Origin of the sequence: Nonomuraea helvata (assembly GCF_039535785.1) — a bacterium.
Classification (GTDB): domain Bacteria; phylum Actinomycetota; class Actinomycetes; order Streptosporangiales; family Streptosporangiaceae; genus Nonomuraea; species Nonomuraea helvata.
The window spans coordinates 113376-129226 of record NZ_BAAAXV010000005.1; the positions used below are offsets into that span (position 1 = coordinate 113376).

The 15851-nt window shown below is 71.2% G+C and carries 12 protein-coding genes; 9 read left to right on the plus strand and 3 right to left on the minus strand.

Translation table 11 applies throughout. The features are described from left to right. Positions 1-27: 27 nt before the first annotated feature. Complete coding sequence (locus tag ABD830_RS19870; protein WP_344989184.1) at positions 28-1557, minus strand: MFS transporter; 1530 nt, start codon at positions 1555-1557, stop codon at positions 28-30. A gap of 262 nt (positions 1558-1819) precedes the next feature. Between ABD830_RS19870 and ABD830_RS19875 the strand changes: the two genes are divergently transcribed. The 8 genes from ABD830_RS19875 to ABD830_RS19910 all read left to right on the plus strand — a co-directional run bounded on the left by ABD830_RS19875 (position 1820) and on the right by ABD830_RS19910 (position 13872). Further along, positions 1820-3592, plus strand: a complete 1773-nt coding sequence (locus ABD830_RS19875) for a CHAT domain-containing protein (protein ID WP_344989187.1) — start codon at positions 1820-1822, stop codon at positions 3590-3592. Between the two features lie 15 nt (positions 3593-3607). After that, positions 3608-4504, plus strand: coding sequence for a haloalkane dehalogenase (locus tag ABD830_RS19880; protein WP_344989190.1), 897 nt, complete (start codon positions 3608-3610; stop codon positions 4502-4504). 64 nt (positions 4505-4568) lie between these two features. Then, positions 4569-6926 carry an AAA family ATPase gene (locus ABD830_RS19885; RefSeq protein WP_344989194.1) on the plus strand — a complete coding sequence of 786 codons (2358 nt, stop codon included), beginning with the start codon at positions 4569-4571 and terminating at the stop codon, positions 6924-6926. 135 nt (positions 6927-7061) lie between these two features. Next, positions 7062-8045 (plus strand): ABC transporter permease, encoded by a 984-nt coding sequence (locus tag ABD830_RS19890; RefSeq protein WP_344989197.1) that lies wholly within the window; start codon positions 7062-7064, stop codon positions 8043-8045. Next, positions 8045-8959 carry an ABC transporter permease gene (locus tag ABD830_RS19895; RefSeq protein ID WP_344992926.1) on the plus strand — a complete coding sequence of 305 codons (915 nt, stop codon included), beginning with the start codon at positions 8045-8047 and terminating at the stop codon, positions 8957-8959. Before ABD830_RS19890 ends, ABD830_RS19895 begins: the two co-directional genes overlap by 1 nt. After that, positions 8956-10968, plus strand: a complete 2013-nt coding sequence (locus ABD830_RS19900) for a dipeptide ABC transporter ATP-binding protein (RefSeq protein WP_344989200.1) — start codon at positions 8956-8958, stop codon at positions 10966-10968. The genes ABD830_RS19895 and ABD830_RS19900 overlap by 4 nt, the downstream gene beginning before the upstream one ends. 30 nt (positions 10969-10998) lie before the next feature. Further along, positions 10999-12693 carry an ABC transporter family substrate-binding protein gene (locus tag ABD830_RS19905; protein ID WP_344989203.1) on the plus strand — a complete coding sequence of 565 codons (1695 nt, stop codon included), beginning with the start codon at positions 10999-11001 and terminating at the stop codon, positions 12691-12693. A gap of 54 nt (positions 12694-12747) precedes the next feature. Then, entirely contained in the window at positions 12748-13872 is a 1125-nt protein-coding gene (locus tag ABD830_RS19910) for a winged helix DNA-binding domain-containing protein (protein ID WP_344989206.1), read from the plus strand. A 9-nt stretch (positions 13873-13881) separates the two neighbouring features. Here the strand turns inward: ABD830_RS19910 and ABD830_RS19915 are convergent, their stop codons facing one another. After that, positions 13882-14133, minus strand: coding sequence for a hypothetical protein (locus ABD830_RS19915; RefSeq protein ID WP_344989209.1), 252 nt, complete (start codon positions 14131-14133; stop codon positions 13882-13884). An 85-nt stretch (positions 14134-14218) separates the two neighbouring features. Beyond that, positions 14219-15313, minus strand: coding sequence for an MFS transporter (locus tag ABD830_RS19920; RefSeq protein ID WP_344989212.1), 1095 nt, complete (start codon positions 15311-15313; stop codon positions 14219-14221). A gap of 82 nt (positions 15314-15395) precedes the next feature. On the opposite strand from ABD830_RS19920, the gene ABD830_RS19925 reads away from it, so the two are divergent. Further along, the gene (locus ABD830_RS19925; protein WP_344989216.1) at positions 15396-15845 is read left to right on the plus strand and encodes a hypothetical protein; all 450 of its coding nucleotides are present in this window, start codon (positions 15396-15398) and stop codon (positions 15843-15845) included. Positions 15846-15851 lie beyond the last annotated feature (6 nt).

Sequence of the window (15851 nt, forward strand, 5' to 3'; positions counted from 1 at the left end):
TTTGCCCTAATCGGGACATGACACACCTCAATCACGGCTGAGCAGCATGGCCACCGCGACGGCGGTCAGGCTGAGCAGGACGACGCTGACGATCACGGTCGTGTGCAGGGCGTTCACGAAGGCCCACCGGGCGGCGTCCATGAGCGCGCCGCCCGCGCTGCCACCGACCTCGTGGGCGACGTGCGCGGCCCCCGCGAGCGACTGCCTGGCCTGGTCCATGCCGCTCGGGGACACGCCGGGCACGGAGGGCAGGCCGGGGGCGTACACGATCGTGGTGATGGTGCCGAGCACGGCCACGCCCAGACCGGCGCCCAGCTCGTACGCGGTCTCCTCGATGGCCGCGGCCCCGCCCGCCTGGGACTCCGACGCCGACGACATGATCGTGTCGGAGGCCGCGAGCAGCGCCACCTGCACCCCGAACCCGATGCCCACGAAACAGATCGCCAGCGTCACGGGGTGGGCCTCGACCCCCCAGCTCAGGGTGGGGGCCAGGGAGAGGGCGACGAGCCCGAGCCCGCCGCTCATCGTGGCCCGCATGCCGATCCGCGGCAGGATGTGGGCGGCGGCGAGCCCGCCGGAGATGGCCGAGATCACCAGCGGCAGCATCCTGACGGCCGCGTGCAGCGGACTGTCGCCGAGCACGAGCTGCAGGTATTGAGCGAGCATGAGCTGCAGGCCCACGAGGGAGAACACGCCGAGCAGCACGCCCGCCACCCCGGTCGTGAATTCGCGCCGCCTGAAGAGCCCCACCTCCAGCAGCGGCGCGCGCAACCGCAGCTGCCGGCGGACGAACAGGCCCAGCAGGGCGAGCCCGCCGAGGAACACGAGCACCGACGCCCACAGCGGCATCAGGTTGCCCGCGCCCGCCTCCTTCAGCCCGAACGCCAGCGCCAGGATGCCGAAGACCGACAGCACCGCGCTCACGCCGTCCCACGGGCGGTCCTTGCGCACGGGCGACTCAGGGAGCAGGCGTACGGCGGCGGGCAGCAGCGCCAGGAGGATCGGCACGTTGATCAGGAAGACGGCGCCCCACCAGATGCCGACGAGCACGCCGCCGATGAGCGGGCCGACCGCCGCTCCGGCCGCCGCGACCGCGCTCCAGACGCCCAGGGCGATGGCCCGCTCGCGTCTGTCGGTGAACACCTGGCGGATCAGCGAGAGCGTGGCCGGCATGATCATCGCGCCGCCCACGCCGAGCAGCGCCCTGGCGAGAATGAGGGTCAGCGGCGTCGGGGCGAACGCGGCCCCGGCCGAGGCCAGACCGAACAGCACGTAGCCACCGAGGACCAGCCGTTTGCGCCCGTACCGGTCGCCGAGCGTGCCGAACATGATCAGCAGTGGCGCGACCACCAGGGAGTAGGTGTCGATGATCCACAGCAGCTCCACCGCGGAGGGCTCGAGCGCGGCCGTGAGTGCGGGCACCGCGATGTGCAGCACCGTGGCATCAACGGTGATCAGCAACAGGCTCACGCAGAGCAGCACGAGAATGGACCAGCGGCGGTCCCGGTGCTCCTGATCGGCAGTCCGTATGAAAGGTGCGGCCTGTGTGACGGTCATGGGGCTCCTTGCGGGGCCGATCCGTTGACAGGGCCCGCACGTGCTCTTGGTCGGTGGTGCGGGAAGTCCCGGCTCGACGCTCGCTCCTCCCGAGCTGCTCAGCCTCGACTCCCACCGCTCCGGCTTGCGTCGCAGCTTAGGGTATGTCAGGCGTGCGTCATAGCGGTATCGGACGATCCACCCCTGACCGGAACCTCTCTAGAGAGATACAGCCATATGTCGGCATCTATCCAACATTGGCCTGCCAACCGATCATGGACCTGTGGGGACCGACGCAAGTGGCAGAAATGACGATATTTCCAACAGGTCCTCACGCGAATGGTGTGACGAGTCTCTGGCCCAGCTGACCGCCGGCCGTCCGGAGTCCGCGCTCGACGCCGCCCGCCGCGCGGCCGACCTGGATCCGGGCGCCGAATGGGCGTACCGGCTCATCAGCCTCGCCCACGAACGGCTGGGCCGCGACGCCGACGCGGCACCGGCCGCCGAGCAGGCCGTGGAGCTGGCCCGCGGCTCCTGGCCGGCCCGGCTGCGCCTGGCCGCGGTCCTGCGCCGCGTCCCCGGCCGCTGGCGGGAGGCGGTGGAGCACGCCACGCTCGCCGGGAAGTTCGCGCCGGAGGAGCCGGACCCCGAGGTCATGCGGGGCGACCTGGCCCTGCTGCGCGGCGACCACACCGGCGCCGAGCAGGCGTACCGGGCCGCGCTCGTCATCGACCCAGGACACCCCCAGGCCCGCGTGAACCTCGGCCTCGCCCTGCTGCGCTGGGACCGGCCGCGCCCGCACCACGATCCCGCCTGGCCCGTCGACCCGCGTGACACGGGCAGGGCCAGGCGGGCCCTGGAGGTCTGGTCCCGCCAGGCCCGCCTCCTGGTCGCCGTCGCCACGCTCGCGATCGCCGGGGCGGCGCTCTTCCTCGACTGGGGCTCCCGCGCCGTGCTCGGCGGATTCGCGGTGCTCATGCTGCTGGCGCCGCTGACGGTCAGGCAGGCGCGGCGGGTGGGCCTCTGGTCGTACGTGCCCGCGATGCTCTGCAGGGACCCCTGGCTCGGCGCGGCGCTCGTGTCGAGCGCGGTGTCGGTGCTCGCGTTCGCCGCCTGGCTGCTGCTGGGCGCGATGCCGTCCGTGCCGTCCGCGTTCGATCCGGTGTGGGCGGGGCTGGCGGGCATCGTGGTGCTGGGCTGGCCGGCGCTGGCGGCCGTACGGGCGCTGGCGGAGGCGTGGCGGGGCCGCCCGCTGCCGGCGTTGGCCGAGACGGAGCGCGTCCTGACGGATCAGGTCCAGGCGCAGGCGGAGCGGAGCGCGAAGAGGAACGTCGGCGTGATGCTCTGGATCGTCCTCGGCCGGACCTGGTCCGTGCTGGTCCCCTTGGTGGGCGGAGCCCTGGCCGTGGAGCCGAGAGCGGCCGTCGCGGCGGTCGCGGTGCCGTACCCGATGATCCGCGGCTACCTGCGTGCCCGCCACCGCGACGACCGGTGGCTGCCGGTCGCCGTCGCGCTCGTCGTCCTGTCCGCCGCCGCCTGCGCGGCGGGCGGCCTGCTGGAGGCCTGGCGGATCGAGCCTGCCGCGGCGTGGGCGTGGCGGGCCGGGCTGGGCGCGATGGGCGCGGCACTGGCCGTGTTCGCCGCGAGGGCCGCCCGCGCCTGGTGGCGGGGCGGGCCGGGCCCGTGGCGGGCGTCCCTGATCATGTGCGACCTGCCCGTGGGCGCCGAGCCCTCCGTCCCGCTGGACGCGGAGGTGCGCCAGACCTTCTCGTACGCCCGCAGCATCGTGCTCTCCTTCGGCGACTCCCTCGGCCCCAGGGTCGCGGGCGCGGTCGCGTCCGTCACCTCGTCGGGCGAGCTGCGGGTGATCACGGAGACGGAGGCGTGGGACGCCATCGAGACCGATCCCCGGGTGGCGGTGTTCGCGGCGGACCCGCTGCAGCGGCGGTTCTGGGTCGAGGTGCGCGGGATCGCCATGGCCGACTCGGACGTCCTGCGCGTCACTCCCAAAGAGGTGCTCGTCGGGGAGTTCCCCGGCCGGCACCAGCGACGCTAGCTAGAATCTTGTTCTATGCGTACGTTGCGCACGCCGGAGGAGCGCTTCGCGGACCTTCCCGACTTCCCCTACGAGCCCCGCTACGCCGAGGTCGGCGACGGCCTGCGCATGGCGTACGTCGAGGCCGGCCCCGCCGACGGCGAGCCCGTCGTCCTTCTGCACGGCGAGCCGACCTGGTCGTTCCTCTACCGGCACGTCATGCGCGAGCTGGCCGCGGCCGGGCTGCGCGCGATGGCGGTGGACCTGGTCGGGTTCGGCCGCTCGGACAAGCCGGTCGATCCCGCCGAGCACACCTACGCCAGGCACGTCGAGTGGACCCGCGCGCTGCTGATGGACGCGCTCAACTTAGGCCGCATCACCGTGGTCGGCCAGGACTGGGGCGGCCTGATCGGGCTGCGGATCGCCGCCGAGCATCCCGGCCGCATCGCCAGGATCGTGGCGGCCAACACGGGCTTGCCCACGGGTGACACTCCCATGCCCGAGGTGTGGCACCGGTTCAGGGACGCCGTGCGCAATGCCCCGGTGCTGGACATCGCCAGGCTGGTCCAGGCGGGCTGCAAGACGGAGCTGTCCCAGGAGGTGCGCGCGGCGTACGACGCGCCGTTCCCGGACGAGTCGTACAAAGCGGGTCCACAGGCCATGCCGGGCCTCGTCCCGATCACGCCCGACGATCCGGCCGCGCCCGCCAACCGCGCTGCCTGGCAGGTTCTCAGGACGCTCGACCGGCCGTTCCTGGTGGCGTTCTCCGACGGAGACCCGATCACCGGGGGCATGGCGCCCGTCCTGCTCAGATCGATCTCCGGCACGTCGGGCCTGCGGCATCCCGTGCTCCGCGGCGCCGGCCACTTCCTGCAGGAGGACGCGGGCGCCGAACTCGGGCGGTTGATCGCCGCTTTCGTGACCTCCGCCTAGCGTGTCAGGAGCGCCCAATCGTCGGTCCGGTGCGGTATAACCGGGGGCGGACCGGGGAGGCGTGATGCAGGAGTCCGGCAGGGCCCAGACCGCGGGGCGGGTCGCGGCGCGGGATCTGTTCGAGAAGGTTCGGCTGCGTTATTACCAGATTCCCCCGGCCGTGCGCCGGGTGCTCTACGTGGTCGCGCTGGTCGCCACCATGGGCGTGGGCGCGGCACTCGGGTGGAATCTGCTCACGACGTTCCCCGTCGTCCTGCTGCTGCTCGCGTTCGTCGCGCTGACCATGCGCTTCCCCCGCGCGGCGGCCACCGTCCTGGTGGTGGCGGGCTGGATCCCCCTGGCGCTGCTCATCTTCTCCGGGCTCGACCTGTTCCCCTCCGGCTCCAACGCGGTGCACCTGATGGTGGCGCTGGCCCTGCCCGTCGCCGCGGGCGCCCACCTCATCCGCTGGGTGGCGCCGTGGGCCACCACGCTGCTGGCGCTCGCGCCCGCCGCCGTCCTGGCCGTGCCGTTCTCCTTCGTCACCGCGAGCGTGGCGGTCTGGGTGGCGTACGCCGTGGCCGCCGCGGTGCTGGTCTACCGCTTCCTGCTGGCCCGCAAGGTCAAGGCGGAGCGCGCCGCGGCCGAGGAGCAGCAGGTCCGGGTCAGGGTGCGCGAGGGCAGGCTCGAGTCACCGCAGGACAAGACGGGCGCTCCGCCGCAGATCTCCGTCGAGGAGGCGCTCGGCGAGCTCGAGAGCATGGTCGGCCTCGCCCCCGTCAAGGAGCAGGTGCGCTCGATCGCCGCCTCCATCGAGGCGTCCAGGCTGCGTGCCGAGGCCGGCTACACCACCGAGCGGCCCACCAGGCACTTCGTGTTCGCCGGCCCGCCCGGCACCGGCAAGACCAGCGTGGCGCGCGCGCTGGCCAAGATCTTCTACGCGTTCGGCCTGCTGGAGACCCCCTACGTGGTCGAGGCGCAGCGGGCCGACCTGGTGGGCGAGTTCCTGGGCGCGACCGCGATCAAGACCAACGAGCTGGTCGACAGGGCGCTCGGCGGCGTGCTCTTCATCGACGAGGCGTACGGGCTGGTCAACTCCTCCGACGGGCAGCCCGACAGGTTCGGCGCCGAGGCCGTGCAGACGCTGCTCAAGCGGGCCGAGGACGACCGCGAGCGGCTGATCATCATCCTGGCCGGCTACGAGCAGGAGATGAGCACGTTCCTGTCCAGCAATCCCGGCCTGGCCAGCAGGTTCGCCACCCGGGTGCGCTTCCCCGGCTACTCCCCCGCCGAGCTGGTCGAGGTCACCGAGCTGCTCCAGCGGCGCAGGGGCGACACGATGGACGCCGAGACCAGGCGGGTGCTGCTCGGCCTGTTCGAGGACGTGCACCGGCGCGGCCTGGTCGACGAGCTGGGCAACGCCAGGTTCGCGCGCAGCCTGGTCGAGGCCGCCGCGCAGGCCCGCGACGTGCGCGTGGTGGGCGCGGGCGGCACCCCGACCACACAGGACCTGGTGACCACCACGACGCCCGACGTGACCAAGGCGTTCGACGAGCTGACCGCGCGCTTCCGCGGCTACGTCGCCACGCCCACGCTGGAGGAGGCGCTGGCCGACCTCGACAGGATGGCGGGCCTGGCGCCGGTCAAGCGGCAGGTGCACGCCATCGCGGCCCAGCTCCAGGTGGCGCGGATGCGGCAGGAGCGCGGGCTGCCCACGCCGCCGCAGATGCGGCACTTCGTGTTCGTCGGCCCGCCCGGCACCGGCAAGACCACGGTCGCCAGGGTCGTGGGCCGCATCTTCGCCGCGCTCGGCCTGCTGGCCAGGCCCGACGTGGTCGAGGCGCACCGGGCCGACCTGGTCGGGCAGCACCTCGGCTCGACCGCGATCAAGACCAACGAGCTGGTCGACAGGGCGCTCGGCGGCGTGCTCTTCATCGACGAGGCCTACAGCCTGGTCAACCCCGGCTACCAGGGCGGTGACGCGTTCGGCGCCGAGGCCGTGCAGACATTGCTCAAGCGGGCCGAGGACGACCGCGACCGCCTCGTGATCGTGCTGGCCGGCTACGAGCGCGAGATGGACGCGTTCCTGACCACCAACCCGGGCCTGGCCAGCCGGTTCAACCAGCGCGTGGCCTTCCCCAGCTACTCGCCCCGCGAGCTGTCCGAGATCGCGGTGCTGCTGGCGGAGAAGGCCGGCGACACCTTCGACGACGAGGCGCTGCGCGACCTTGACGAGGTGTTCGCCTGGGTGTGCGAGGAGCGGCTGATCGACGGCCTCGGCAACGGCCGCTTCGCCAGGTCGCTGTTCGAGCGCGCCGCCATGCGCCGCGACGTGCGGCTGGCCGCCCACGCGTCGCGCGGCGGGTCCGCCAGCTCGGCCGACCTGACGACGATCACGAGCGAGGACGTGCGCACCGCGGTCGACGAGCTCTCCGGGCGCTGAGGCCACTCGCCTTCGCCCGCGGGGGCGAAGGCGGAGTCCCGGTCCATGTTCCCCCACAGTGACGGGGCGATGTCGTAGAGTGAGCGACGTCGGCGGTGACCAGGCCGATGTGCGGTGCACGGCGGAGGGGGAGCGATGGCGGGGTTCTTGGCCCGCAGGCTGCTCAACTACGTCGTGCTGGTCGTTGTGGCCGCCAGCCTCGCCTACCTTCTGGCGGCCACGGCCCTCGATCCGCGTTCCAACTACGCGCAGCGCACGCCCAAGCCTCCGCCCGCCGTCGTGGACGCGCAGCTCACGGCGCTCAACCTCAACGACAAGACGCCGCTGCTGCAGCGTTACGCCACATGGGCGGGCGGGGTGCTGCACGGCGACTTCGGCAGGTCCGTCGGGGGCGCTCCCGTCAACGACGATCTCAAGCGGCGCATGGGCGTGACGTTCCGGCTGGTCATGCTCGGGATGGTGTTCGGGAGCCTGTTCGGGGTGCTGCTGGGCGCCTTCGCGGCGGTCAGGCAGTACGGGTGGTTCGACCGCCTCTCCACGGCCCTGTGCTTCGTGCTGCTCGCCGTGCCGGTCGTCGTGCTGGCCAACACACTGATCCTGGCCGGCTCCTGGGCCAACGAGCACGTCTTCAGGACCCTGGTCTTCATGGTGAGCGGCGAATACAGCATCGGGCTCGAAGCCGGGTTCTGGAGACAGCTGCTCGACCGGCTGCAGCACCTGATCCTGCCGACGATCTCGCTGTCGCTGGGCCTCGTCGCGGTCTTCAGCCGCTACCAGCGCAACATGATGCTCGACGTGCTCGGCGCCGACTTCGTCCGCACGGCCAGGGCCAAGGGGCTGACCAGACGCCAGGCGCTCATCAAGCACGCGCTGCGGACCGCGCTCATCCCGGTGGCGACGTATTTCGCGTTCACGTTCGCGGCGCTGCTGATGGGGGCCACGTTCACCGAGAAGATCTTCGGCTGGCACGGGCTCGGTGAGCAACTGATCAACTCCATCTTCAGCAACGACGTCAACACCGTCGCGGCCATCTCCCTGCTGGCGGCGGTCGCCGTGCTCTGTGCCTCGCTCGCCTCCGACCTGCTGCAGGCCGCGCTCGACCCGAGGGTGCGGGCGTGATGACGCTTTCCGACGAGGAGCTGGCCGAGGAGCTGTCCGGCGGCGCCCTGGCCCGGGCGCCGTCCAGGGTGCGGGTGGTCTCCGCGCGCTTCTTCCGCTCCACGCAGGGCCTGATCGGGTTCGCGGTGCTGGCGCTGATGTTCCTGCTGGCCTTCGCCGGGCCGCTGTTCAGCAGGTGGACGTACACCGACAAGGACTTCACCGCGTTCATGCAGCCGCCGTCGGCCACCCACTGGTTCGGAACGCTCCAAACCGGGGCAGACGTGTACGCGGTGACGCTGCGCGGCATGCAGAAGTCCCTGGTCGTGGGGCTGCTCGCGGCCCTGGTCTCCACGGCGCTGGCAGCCATGGTCGGGGCGTTCGGCGGCTACTTCCTGGGGTGGACGGACCGGGCGCTGAGCTGGATCACGGACCTGCTGCTCGTGCTGCCCGGCTTCCTGATCCTGGCCATCATGTCGCCGCTGTTCGGCGCCGGGCAGTGGCCGCTGTTCGTGATCATGCTGGCGCTGTTCCTGTGGATGGTCACCTCGAAGATCGTCAGGGGGATGACGATCTCGGTGAAGGAGCGGGAGTTCATCCAGGCCGCCCGCTACATGGGCGTCTCCCCCGTACGGATCATCTTCCGTCACGTGCTCCCCAACCTGTCGTCCCTGCTCATCGTGGACGCCACGCTCAACGTCAGCAGCGCCATCCTCACCGAGACCTCGCTCTCCTACTTCGGGTTCGGCATCCAGCCGCCCGACGTGTCGTTCGGGACGCTCATCGCCGACGGGTCCAGGACGGCCGTCTACGCGCCGTGGACGTTCTGGTTCGTGGCGGGGCTGCTGGTAGTCACCGTGCTCGCGGTCAACCTGGTCGGCGACGCGCTGCGTGACGCGTTCGACCCCTCGGCCGCACGGAAGGCGCGGCGGTGAGTCCGGTCCTCGAGGTCAGCGACCTGTACGTGTCCTTCGACGGCGTCCCCGCCGTGCGCGGGGTGAGCCTCGACGTACGACCGGGTGAGGTCCTCGGCATCGTCGGCGAGTCGGGCTCCGGCAAGTCGGTCACCTCGGCGGCCGTCATGGGGCTGCTGCCGCCGGGCGCGCACGTCACCGGGTCCGTGCGGCTGCACGGCAGGGAGCTGATCGGGACCCCGGACCGGGAGTTGACGTCCTTCCGCGGCAAGTCCATCTCGATGGTGTTCCAGGACCCGCTGTCCGCGCTGACCCCCGTCTACCGGGTGGGCGACCAGATCGCCGAGGCAGTGCGCGTGCACCAGCGGGTGAGCAAGGAGACGGCCATGGTCAAGGCCGTCGAGCTGCTCGAACTCGTGGGCATCCCGCATCCGGCCGAGCGGGCGCTGGCCTTCCCGCACGAGTTCTCCGGCGGCATGCGGCAGCGCGTGGTGATCGCGATGGCCATCGCCAACGACCCCGATGTGATCATCTGTGACGAGCCGACCACGGCGCTCGACGTGACCATCCAGGCGCAGGTGCTGGAGGTGCTGAAGCGGGCGCAGCGCAAGACGGGCGCCGCGATCATCATGATCACGCATGATCTCGGGGTGGTGGCGGGGTTCGCCGACCGGGTGCTGGTCATGTACGCCGGGCGGCCCGTCGAGGTGGGCGACGTCGACGACATCTTCTACGGGATGCGGATGCCGTACACGGTGGGGCTGCTCGGCTCGATCCCGCGCGTGGACCGGGGCGGGCGGCAGCCGCTGGCGCCCATCGAGGGCAACCCGCCCACTCCGCGGGCGCTGCCGCCGGGGTGCCCGTTCGCGCCGCGCTGCCCGATGAAGATCGACGCGTGCGACGAGGGGGAGCCGCCGCTGTTCGAGGTGGGGGCCGGGCACCGGGCGGCCTGCATCCGCTGGTCCGAGGTGCGCCCACGGGTGCTTGAGCCCGTCCACGCGGAGCCGGGGCCGCAGGTGCGCGAGGAGCGTACGGTGCTGGAGATCAGCGACCTGGTCAAGGAATATCCGCTGCTCAAAGGGGCGGTGTTCAAGCGCAGGGTGGGCACCGTGCACGCCGTGGCGGGTGTCAGCTTCGACCTGCGGCACGGCGAGACGCTGGGCCTGGTCGGCGAGTCGGGCAGCGGCAAGACGACCACGCTGACGCAGATCCTGGAGCTGGCGCAGCCCCAGAGCGGCCGCATCGTCGTGCTCGGGCGCGACACCGCGCGGCTCGGCGGCTCCGAGCGCAGGGCGATCAGGCGCGACATGCAGGTGGTCTTCCAGGATCCGCTGGCCTCGCTCGACCCGCGCATGACGGTGCACGACATCCTGGCCGAGCCGCTGCGCACGCACGGACACCGGCGACCGGGGCGGCGGATCGGCCAGTTGCTCGCGCTGGTCGGGATGGACCCCTCACACGCCGCCCGTTACCCGCAGGACTTCTCCGGCGGCCAGCGGCAGCGCATCGGCATCGCCAGGGCGCTGGCGCTGGAGCCCAAGCTGCTGGTCCTCGACGAGCCGGTCTCGGCATTGGACGTGTCGATCCAGGCCGGGGTGATCAACCTGCTCGGCTCACTCAAGGCCCGGCTGGGGCTGTCCTATCTGTTCGTGGCGCACGACCTGGCCGTGGTGCGCTACATCGCCGACCGGGTGGCGGTGATGTACCTGGGCAGGATCGCCGAGATCGGCCAGGTGGACGCCGTCTTCGACGGCCCGGCGCACCCGTACACGCAGGCTCTGCTGTCGGCGATCCCGCTGCCCGATCCGGTACGCGAGCGCGCGCGGGAGCGGATCCTGCTCGAGGGCGACCTGCCCAGCCCGGCCAACCCTCCGACGGGCTGCAGGTTCCGCACCAGGTGCCCGAAGTTCCGCGCCCAGCTCACCGACGAGGAGCGGCGGCTCTGCGTGGACGTCGAGCCCGAGGTACGCCCGCTGGGCGAGGACCAGGGGGCGGCCTGCCATTACGCCGAGAGGCGCGAAGTCGTATAGACCTCGCGCATACCAGGAGGAATTCGCTCGATGAAAGCATCACGTCGTGTCGTGGCCGTCGCAGTGACCGGCTCGCTGTTGCTGGCGGGCTGCGGCGGGGAGCGGGCGGGCGGCCCCGGCGGCCGGGCGAGCGGCGGGGACGAGCGTACGATCAAGGCCTTCGACATCAACCTGCAGCCGCGTGACAAGGTCAAGGACGGCGGGACCCTGCGGTGGGGGATCAACGAGTTCCCCGCGCAGTGGAACAGGAACCATGTGGACGGCAACCTCGCCGTGGCCGCCTCGGTCAGCAACGCGCTGTTGCCCTCGCCGTTCCTGTCCAATGAGAAGGCGGAGATCTCGGTCAACCATGACTATGTGCTCGACGCCGAGATCACCCGGCAGCAGCCCAAGCAGGTGATCACGTACCGGCTGAACCCCAAGGCCAAGTGGTCCGACGGCAAGCCGATCACCTGGGCCGACTACCAGGCGCAGTGGCACGCGCTGAACGGACGGAACCCCGCGTTCCACATCGCCTCGCCCACCGGCTACCAGGACATCGAGAAGGTGGAGCGGGGCAAGGACGACTATGAGGTGGTGGTGACGTTCGACAAGCCGTTCGGGGACTGGCAGTCGCTGTTCGGGCCGCTGCTGCCGGCCGCCACCAACCAGACGCCCGAGGCCTTCGACAACGCCTGGCTGAACAAGATCCCGGTGACGGCGGGGCCGTTCAAGTTCGGCGGGTTCGACCAGACGGCCAAGACGATCACGCTCCTGCGGGACGACTCCTGGTGGGGCAACCGGGCCAAGCTCGACAAGATCATCTATCGGGCTTCGGAGCAGGACTCGCTGATCGGGGCGTTCAGCAACGGGGAGCTCGACATCATCGACGTGGGGCCGTCGGCTCCCGACTACGCGCGGGCCAAGGGCACGCCGGGCGCGCAGGTGCGCCAGGCCGCCGGGCCCGATTTCCGGCATTTCACCTTCAACGGCTCCAGCGACCTGCTCAAGGACCAGAACGTACGCCAGGCCATCCAGCTCGGCATCAACCGCCAGGCCATCGCCCAGTCGGACCTCCAGGGCCTGGACTGGCCGATCACCCTGCTGAACAACCACTTCTTCATGAACACCCAGGAGGGCTACCAGGACAACGCCGGCAAGCTCGGCGTGTACGATCCCGCTCGCGCCCGGCAGCTCCTGGACGCCGCCGGGTGGAAGCTGAACGGCGCGGTCAGGCAGAAGAACGGCAAGCCACTCGACCTGCGGTTCGTGGTGCCCTCGGGGGTGCAGGTGAGCAAGCAGGAGGGCGAGCTGGCGCAGACCATGCTGGCGCAGATCGGCGTGAAGCTGACCATCAAGGCCGTGCCCAGCGACGACTTCTTCACCAAGTACGTCATCCCCGGCAACTTCGACATCACGCCCTTCGCGTACATCGGCACGCCGTTCCCCGTTTCCAGCAGTTACGGGATCTACGCGAACTCCCCCGACGGCAAGACGTGGAACGCCAACTTCGGCCGCACCGGCTCGGCCGCCATCGACCAGGCCATGAGCCGGGCCGCGCAGACCCTGGACCCGGCCCGGGCCCGTACGTTGACGAACCGGGCGGATGAGCTGATCTGGCAGGCGGTCAACGTGCTGCCCCTCTACCAGCGCCCGCAGAACGTGGCCACCCGGCAGACGCTGGCCAACGTGGGGGCGCGCGGCTTCTACGACACCCGCTACGAGGACATTGGCTTCACCGGCTGACCACCTGGCTCCGGACGCGCCGGTCTGTCGGTGGCGGGGTGTAGAAGTGTACGCGTGGCAACGAAGGTGACCTGGTCCCAGATCCTCGCGTGGCGCCTGCGCAGACAGTTCGTGAGCGAGGGCGACGCGCCGGACGCCGTGGCGGTCGCGCGGCGGCTCTGCGGCGTCCAGGCCCAGGTCGCCTCCTCGGCCCAGCTCGCGGTGGCGGTCAGGCGGGCCACGCCCGATCACGACGAGATCGACAGGGCTCTGTGGGGTGACCGCACACTGATCAAGACGTGGATCATGCGGGGCACCCTCCACCTCGTCCCCTCCGACACGCTGGCCGACTACTGCGCGGCCCTGAGCACGCTGCGGTTCTGGGAGAAGGGCTCGTGGCAGCGCGGCCACGGGGTCACGGCCGACGAGATCGCCGCGATCGTCGACGCCGTGCCCCGCGCGCTGAGCGACGGGGGCGTGCGAGTGCTGAGCGACGGGGGCGTGCGGGCGCTGACCAGGGAAGAGCTCGTCGATGCCGTGGTGGCGGTGACGGGGGACGCTCACCTCAGGGAGGCGCTCTCGTCCGGCTGGGGCGCCCTGCTCAAGCCACTGAGCCGCCTCGGCGAGCTGTGCTACGGCCCGCCGCGCGACGGCAGAGTGACCTTCACCGCCCCGCGCGCCTGGCTGCCGGGATGGCCGGCCGCGCTTCCCCCGTACGAGGAGGCCGGGGTGCGGGTGGCCCGGGCGTTCCTGGGCGCGCACGGGCCGGCGACGCCGGAGATGTTCGACACGTGGCTGTTCGGCGGCGTGGCGAAGAAGGCGGTGCTGAAGGGCTGGTTCCGTGAGCTCGCGCCCGAGCTGACCGAGGTGGAGACGGACGACGGCCAGACTCTGTCGGCGCTGACCGAGCACCTCGACGACCTGGCCGGCACCGGAGCCTCGGCCGAGGTCCACCTGCTGCCGGGCTTCGACCAGTACATCCTGGGCGCGCCGCGCTCACTCGCCCCGCTCATCCCGCCGCCGCTCAAGCCCAAGGTGAGCCGCCAGGCGGGGTGGATCTCCCCCGTGGTCGTGCACGAGGGGCGGGTCGCGGGCGTCTGGGAGGCCAGGAACGGCCACATCACCGTCGACCTCGCGACCCCGGTCCCCCCGGAGCGCCTCGACGAGGCCGTCTCCCGCGTCCGCTCCTTGCTGCCGTAGCCCTCCCGTTCAGGTGCCGGTGGAGGCCATGACGCGGTCGACGAGGCCCTTGGTGCCCTCCTCACGCGCACAATGGGCGCAGCAGTACCAGTGCTCGCCGGACTGCACCCCATGTCCGATGACCTTGGTGCCGCAGTGCTCGCAGATGGGCGCCATGCCCTCGATCGCGCACTGGAAGCAGTCGAACGTGTGCACCGCTCCCTGCGCATGCACCTCGAACGCCATGTCGTAGTCGTTTCCGCAGGTCTCGCAGACAGCCATGGTGATCCCCTTCGTAGTCGATCCGCCGGGGGGATACCCGGTTATGTGGTCTCTCTTCCCCAAAGAACCATCAATTTCCCCAAACTCATGACTTATCCACCGCGAAACGGGCCACCAACGGCAGCCCCAGGAGTCCGAGGGCGGCCAGGGCCATGGGCAGGCCGAGCCGGGCGCTCAGACCGGCCACGAGGAGCGGGCTGACCACGAACCCCGTGTACGAGATCGTCGAGACCCACCACACCAGCGTCCCGCTCGGATCGTCGGCGGCGGCCCGGCTGAGCAGGGCGGGCACCAGCGGCGCCAGCGCCAGGCCGGTCAGCGCGAAGCCCGCCATGGAGATCAGCACGCTCCCGCCGAGCCCCGCCAGGGCGATCCCCGCGCCCCCGCCTAACCCCGCCACCAGGTACAGCACCTTCAACGGCACGCGTGGCAGCGCCTGCACGAGGAGCCGCCCGGCTGTCAGCGCGGCCATGTAGACCGAGGGCGCGGCACTCGACACCAGAGGGGCGGCGCCCCGGTGCTCCTCCATGAGCAGCACCGACCACTGCTCGACCGAGTTCTCGATGATCAGCACGCAGGCCGCCAGCGCCCCCAGCACGATCGCGGCGCCCCACAGGCGTCCCTTGCCGGTGTCCGGCGAGCTCACGGGTGTCCCCTGGCCCGCCGGCAGGGCCAGGACCGACAAGGACGTGACGATCACGATCAGGGCGATGAGCAGGAGGACCGTGCCGACGCTCAGGCCGAGGGAGCGGGCCAGGCCGGTGGCGGGTGCCGCCGCTATGACCGCGATCGGAAAGGCCGCGTGCACCGGCTGGAAGAGGCGGCGGCCGGTCTCGCGCTCGGCCCGTCCGGTGGCCAGGTTCAGCGCGATGTCGAGCGCTCCGCTGGCGGCGCCGACCACCAGCAGCGCCGCCGCGAGCTGCCACGGCGCGGTCACCAGCCCGATCCCGGCCACGCTCAGCCCGAACAGAGCCGTCGTCGTCATCAGCGCCGCCCGTTCACGGCCCCGTACCAGCCGTCCGGCCAGCGCCATCGCCGGCAGGGCGCCCACCGGCACGGCGCTCAGCGCCAGCCCCAGATCGCCTGCCGAGATGCCCAGCTCCAGCTTGATGGCGGGCAGCAGGGCCGACCAGGAGCCCCAGAAGACGGCCCAGACCGCAGAGACCGCAATAAGCGGCATTTACCACAACTCCCTGTGCAATTTTCGGTAGTGTCACCGCAAAGATCAACGACGTCCTTAATACCCTGCCGAAGGAAAAACCGTGCTCATCCGAACCGCCATCGCGACCGCCCTGGTCGCGGCCGGTGTCGCCGCCATCCCCTCCTCCGCGTACGCCGCCACGGCCGCCTACACCCCCGAGCGCGTCTGTGGCTCCGGCTTCCACCGCGTCAAGGACGGCCACCGAGCGATGGAGACCCGGGAGGGCGCGGTGTTCGGGCATGTGTTCCTGATGTACAACAAGCGCTCCGGCAAGAACTGCGTGGCCGCGATCAAGACCGCGTACACGGGCAGCCGCACGCTCACCGGCGCCTACCTGGAGGTCAAGGACGGCGGCAAGTCGGAGGACGTGCAGAAGTACCAGTACTACGCCGAGACCGGCCACATCGACGGCGCCTGGAAGTGCGTGCGGTACGCCGGCTGGACCCGCGACCCCAGCGGCCGCGTGGAGGCCTGGGGCGGCCGCAAGGACTGGGACAACTGCAAGGGCTGAACAGCT

What these genes read in the sequence shown, in the direction of transcription:
- ABD830_RS19870 (WP_344989184.1), bottom strand. Translation starts at nt 1,557, where the DNA reads ATGACCGTCACACAGGCCGCACCTTTCATACGGACTGCCGATCAGGAG.
- ABD830_RS19880 (WP_344989190.1), top strand. Translation starts at nt 3,608, where the DNA reads ATGCGTACGTTGCGCACGCCGGAGGAGCGCTTCGCGGACCTTCCCGAC.
- ABD830_RS19885 (WP_344989194.1), top strand. Translation starts at nt 4,569, where the DNA reads ATGCAGGAGTCCGGCAGGGCCCAGACCGCGGGGCGGGTCGCGGCGCGG.
- ABD830_RS19890 (WP_344989197.1), top strand. Translation starts at nt 7,062, where the DNA reads ATGGCGGGGTTCTTGGCCCGCAGGCTGCTCAACTACGTCGTGCTGGTC.
- ABD830_RS19895 (WP_344992926.1), top strand. Translation starts at nt 8,045, where the DNA reads ATGACGCTTTCCGACGAGGAGCTGGCCGAGGAGCTGTCCGGCGGCGCC.
- ABD830_RS19905 (WP_344989203.1), top strand. Translation starts at nt 10,999, where the DNA reads ATGAAAGCATCACGTCGTGTCGTGGCCGTCGCAGTGACCGGCTCGCTG.
- ABD830_RS19915 (WP_344989209.1), bottom strand. Translation starts at nt 14,133, where the DNA reads ATGGCTGTCTGCGAGACCTGCGGAAACGACTACGACATGGCGTTCGAG.
- ABD830_RS19920 (WP_344989212.1), bottom strand. Translation starts at nt 15,313, where the DNA reads ATGCCGCTTATTGCGGTCTCTGCGGTCTGGGCCGTCTTCTGGGGCTCC.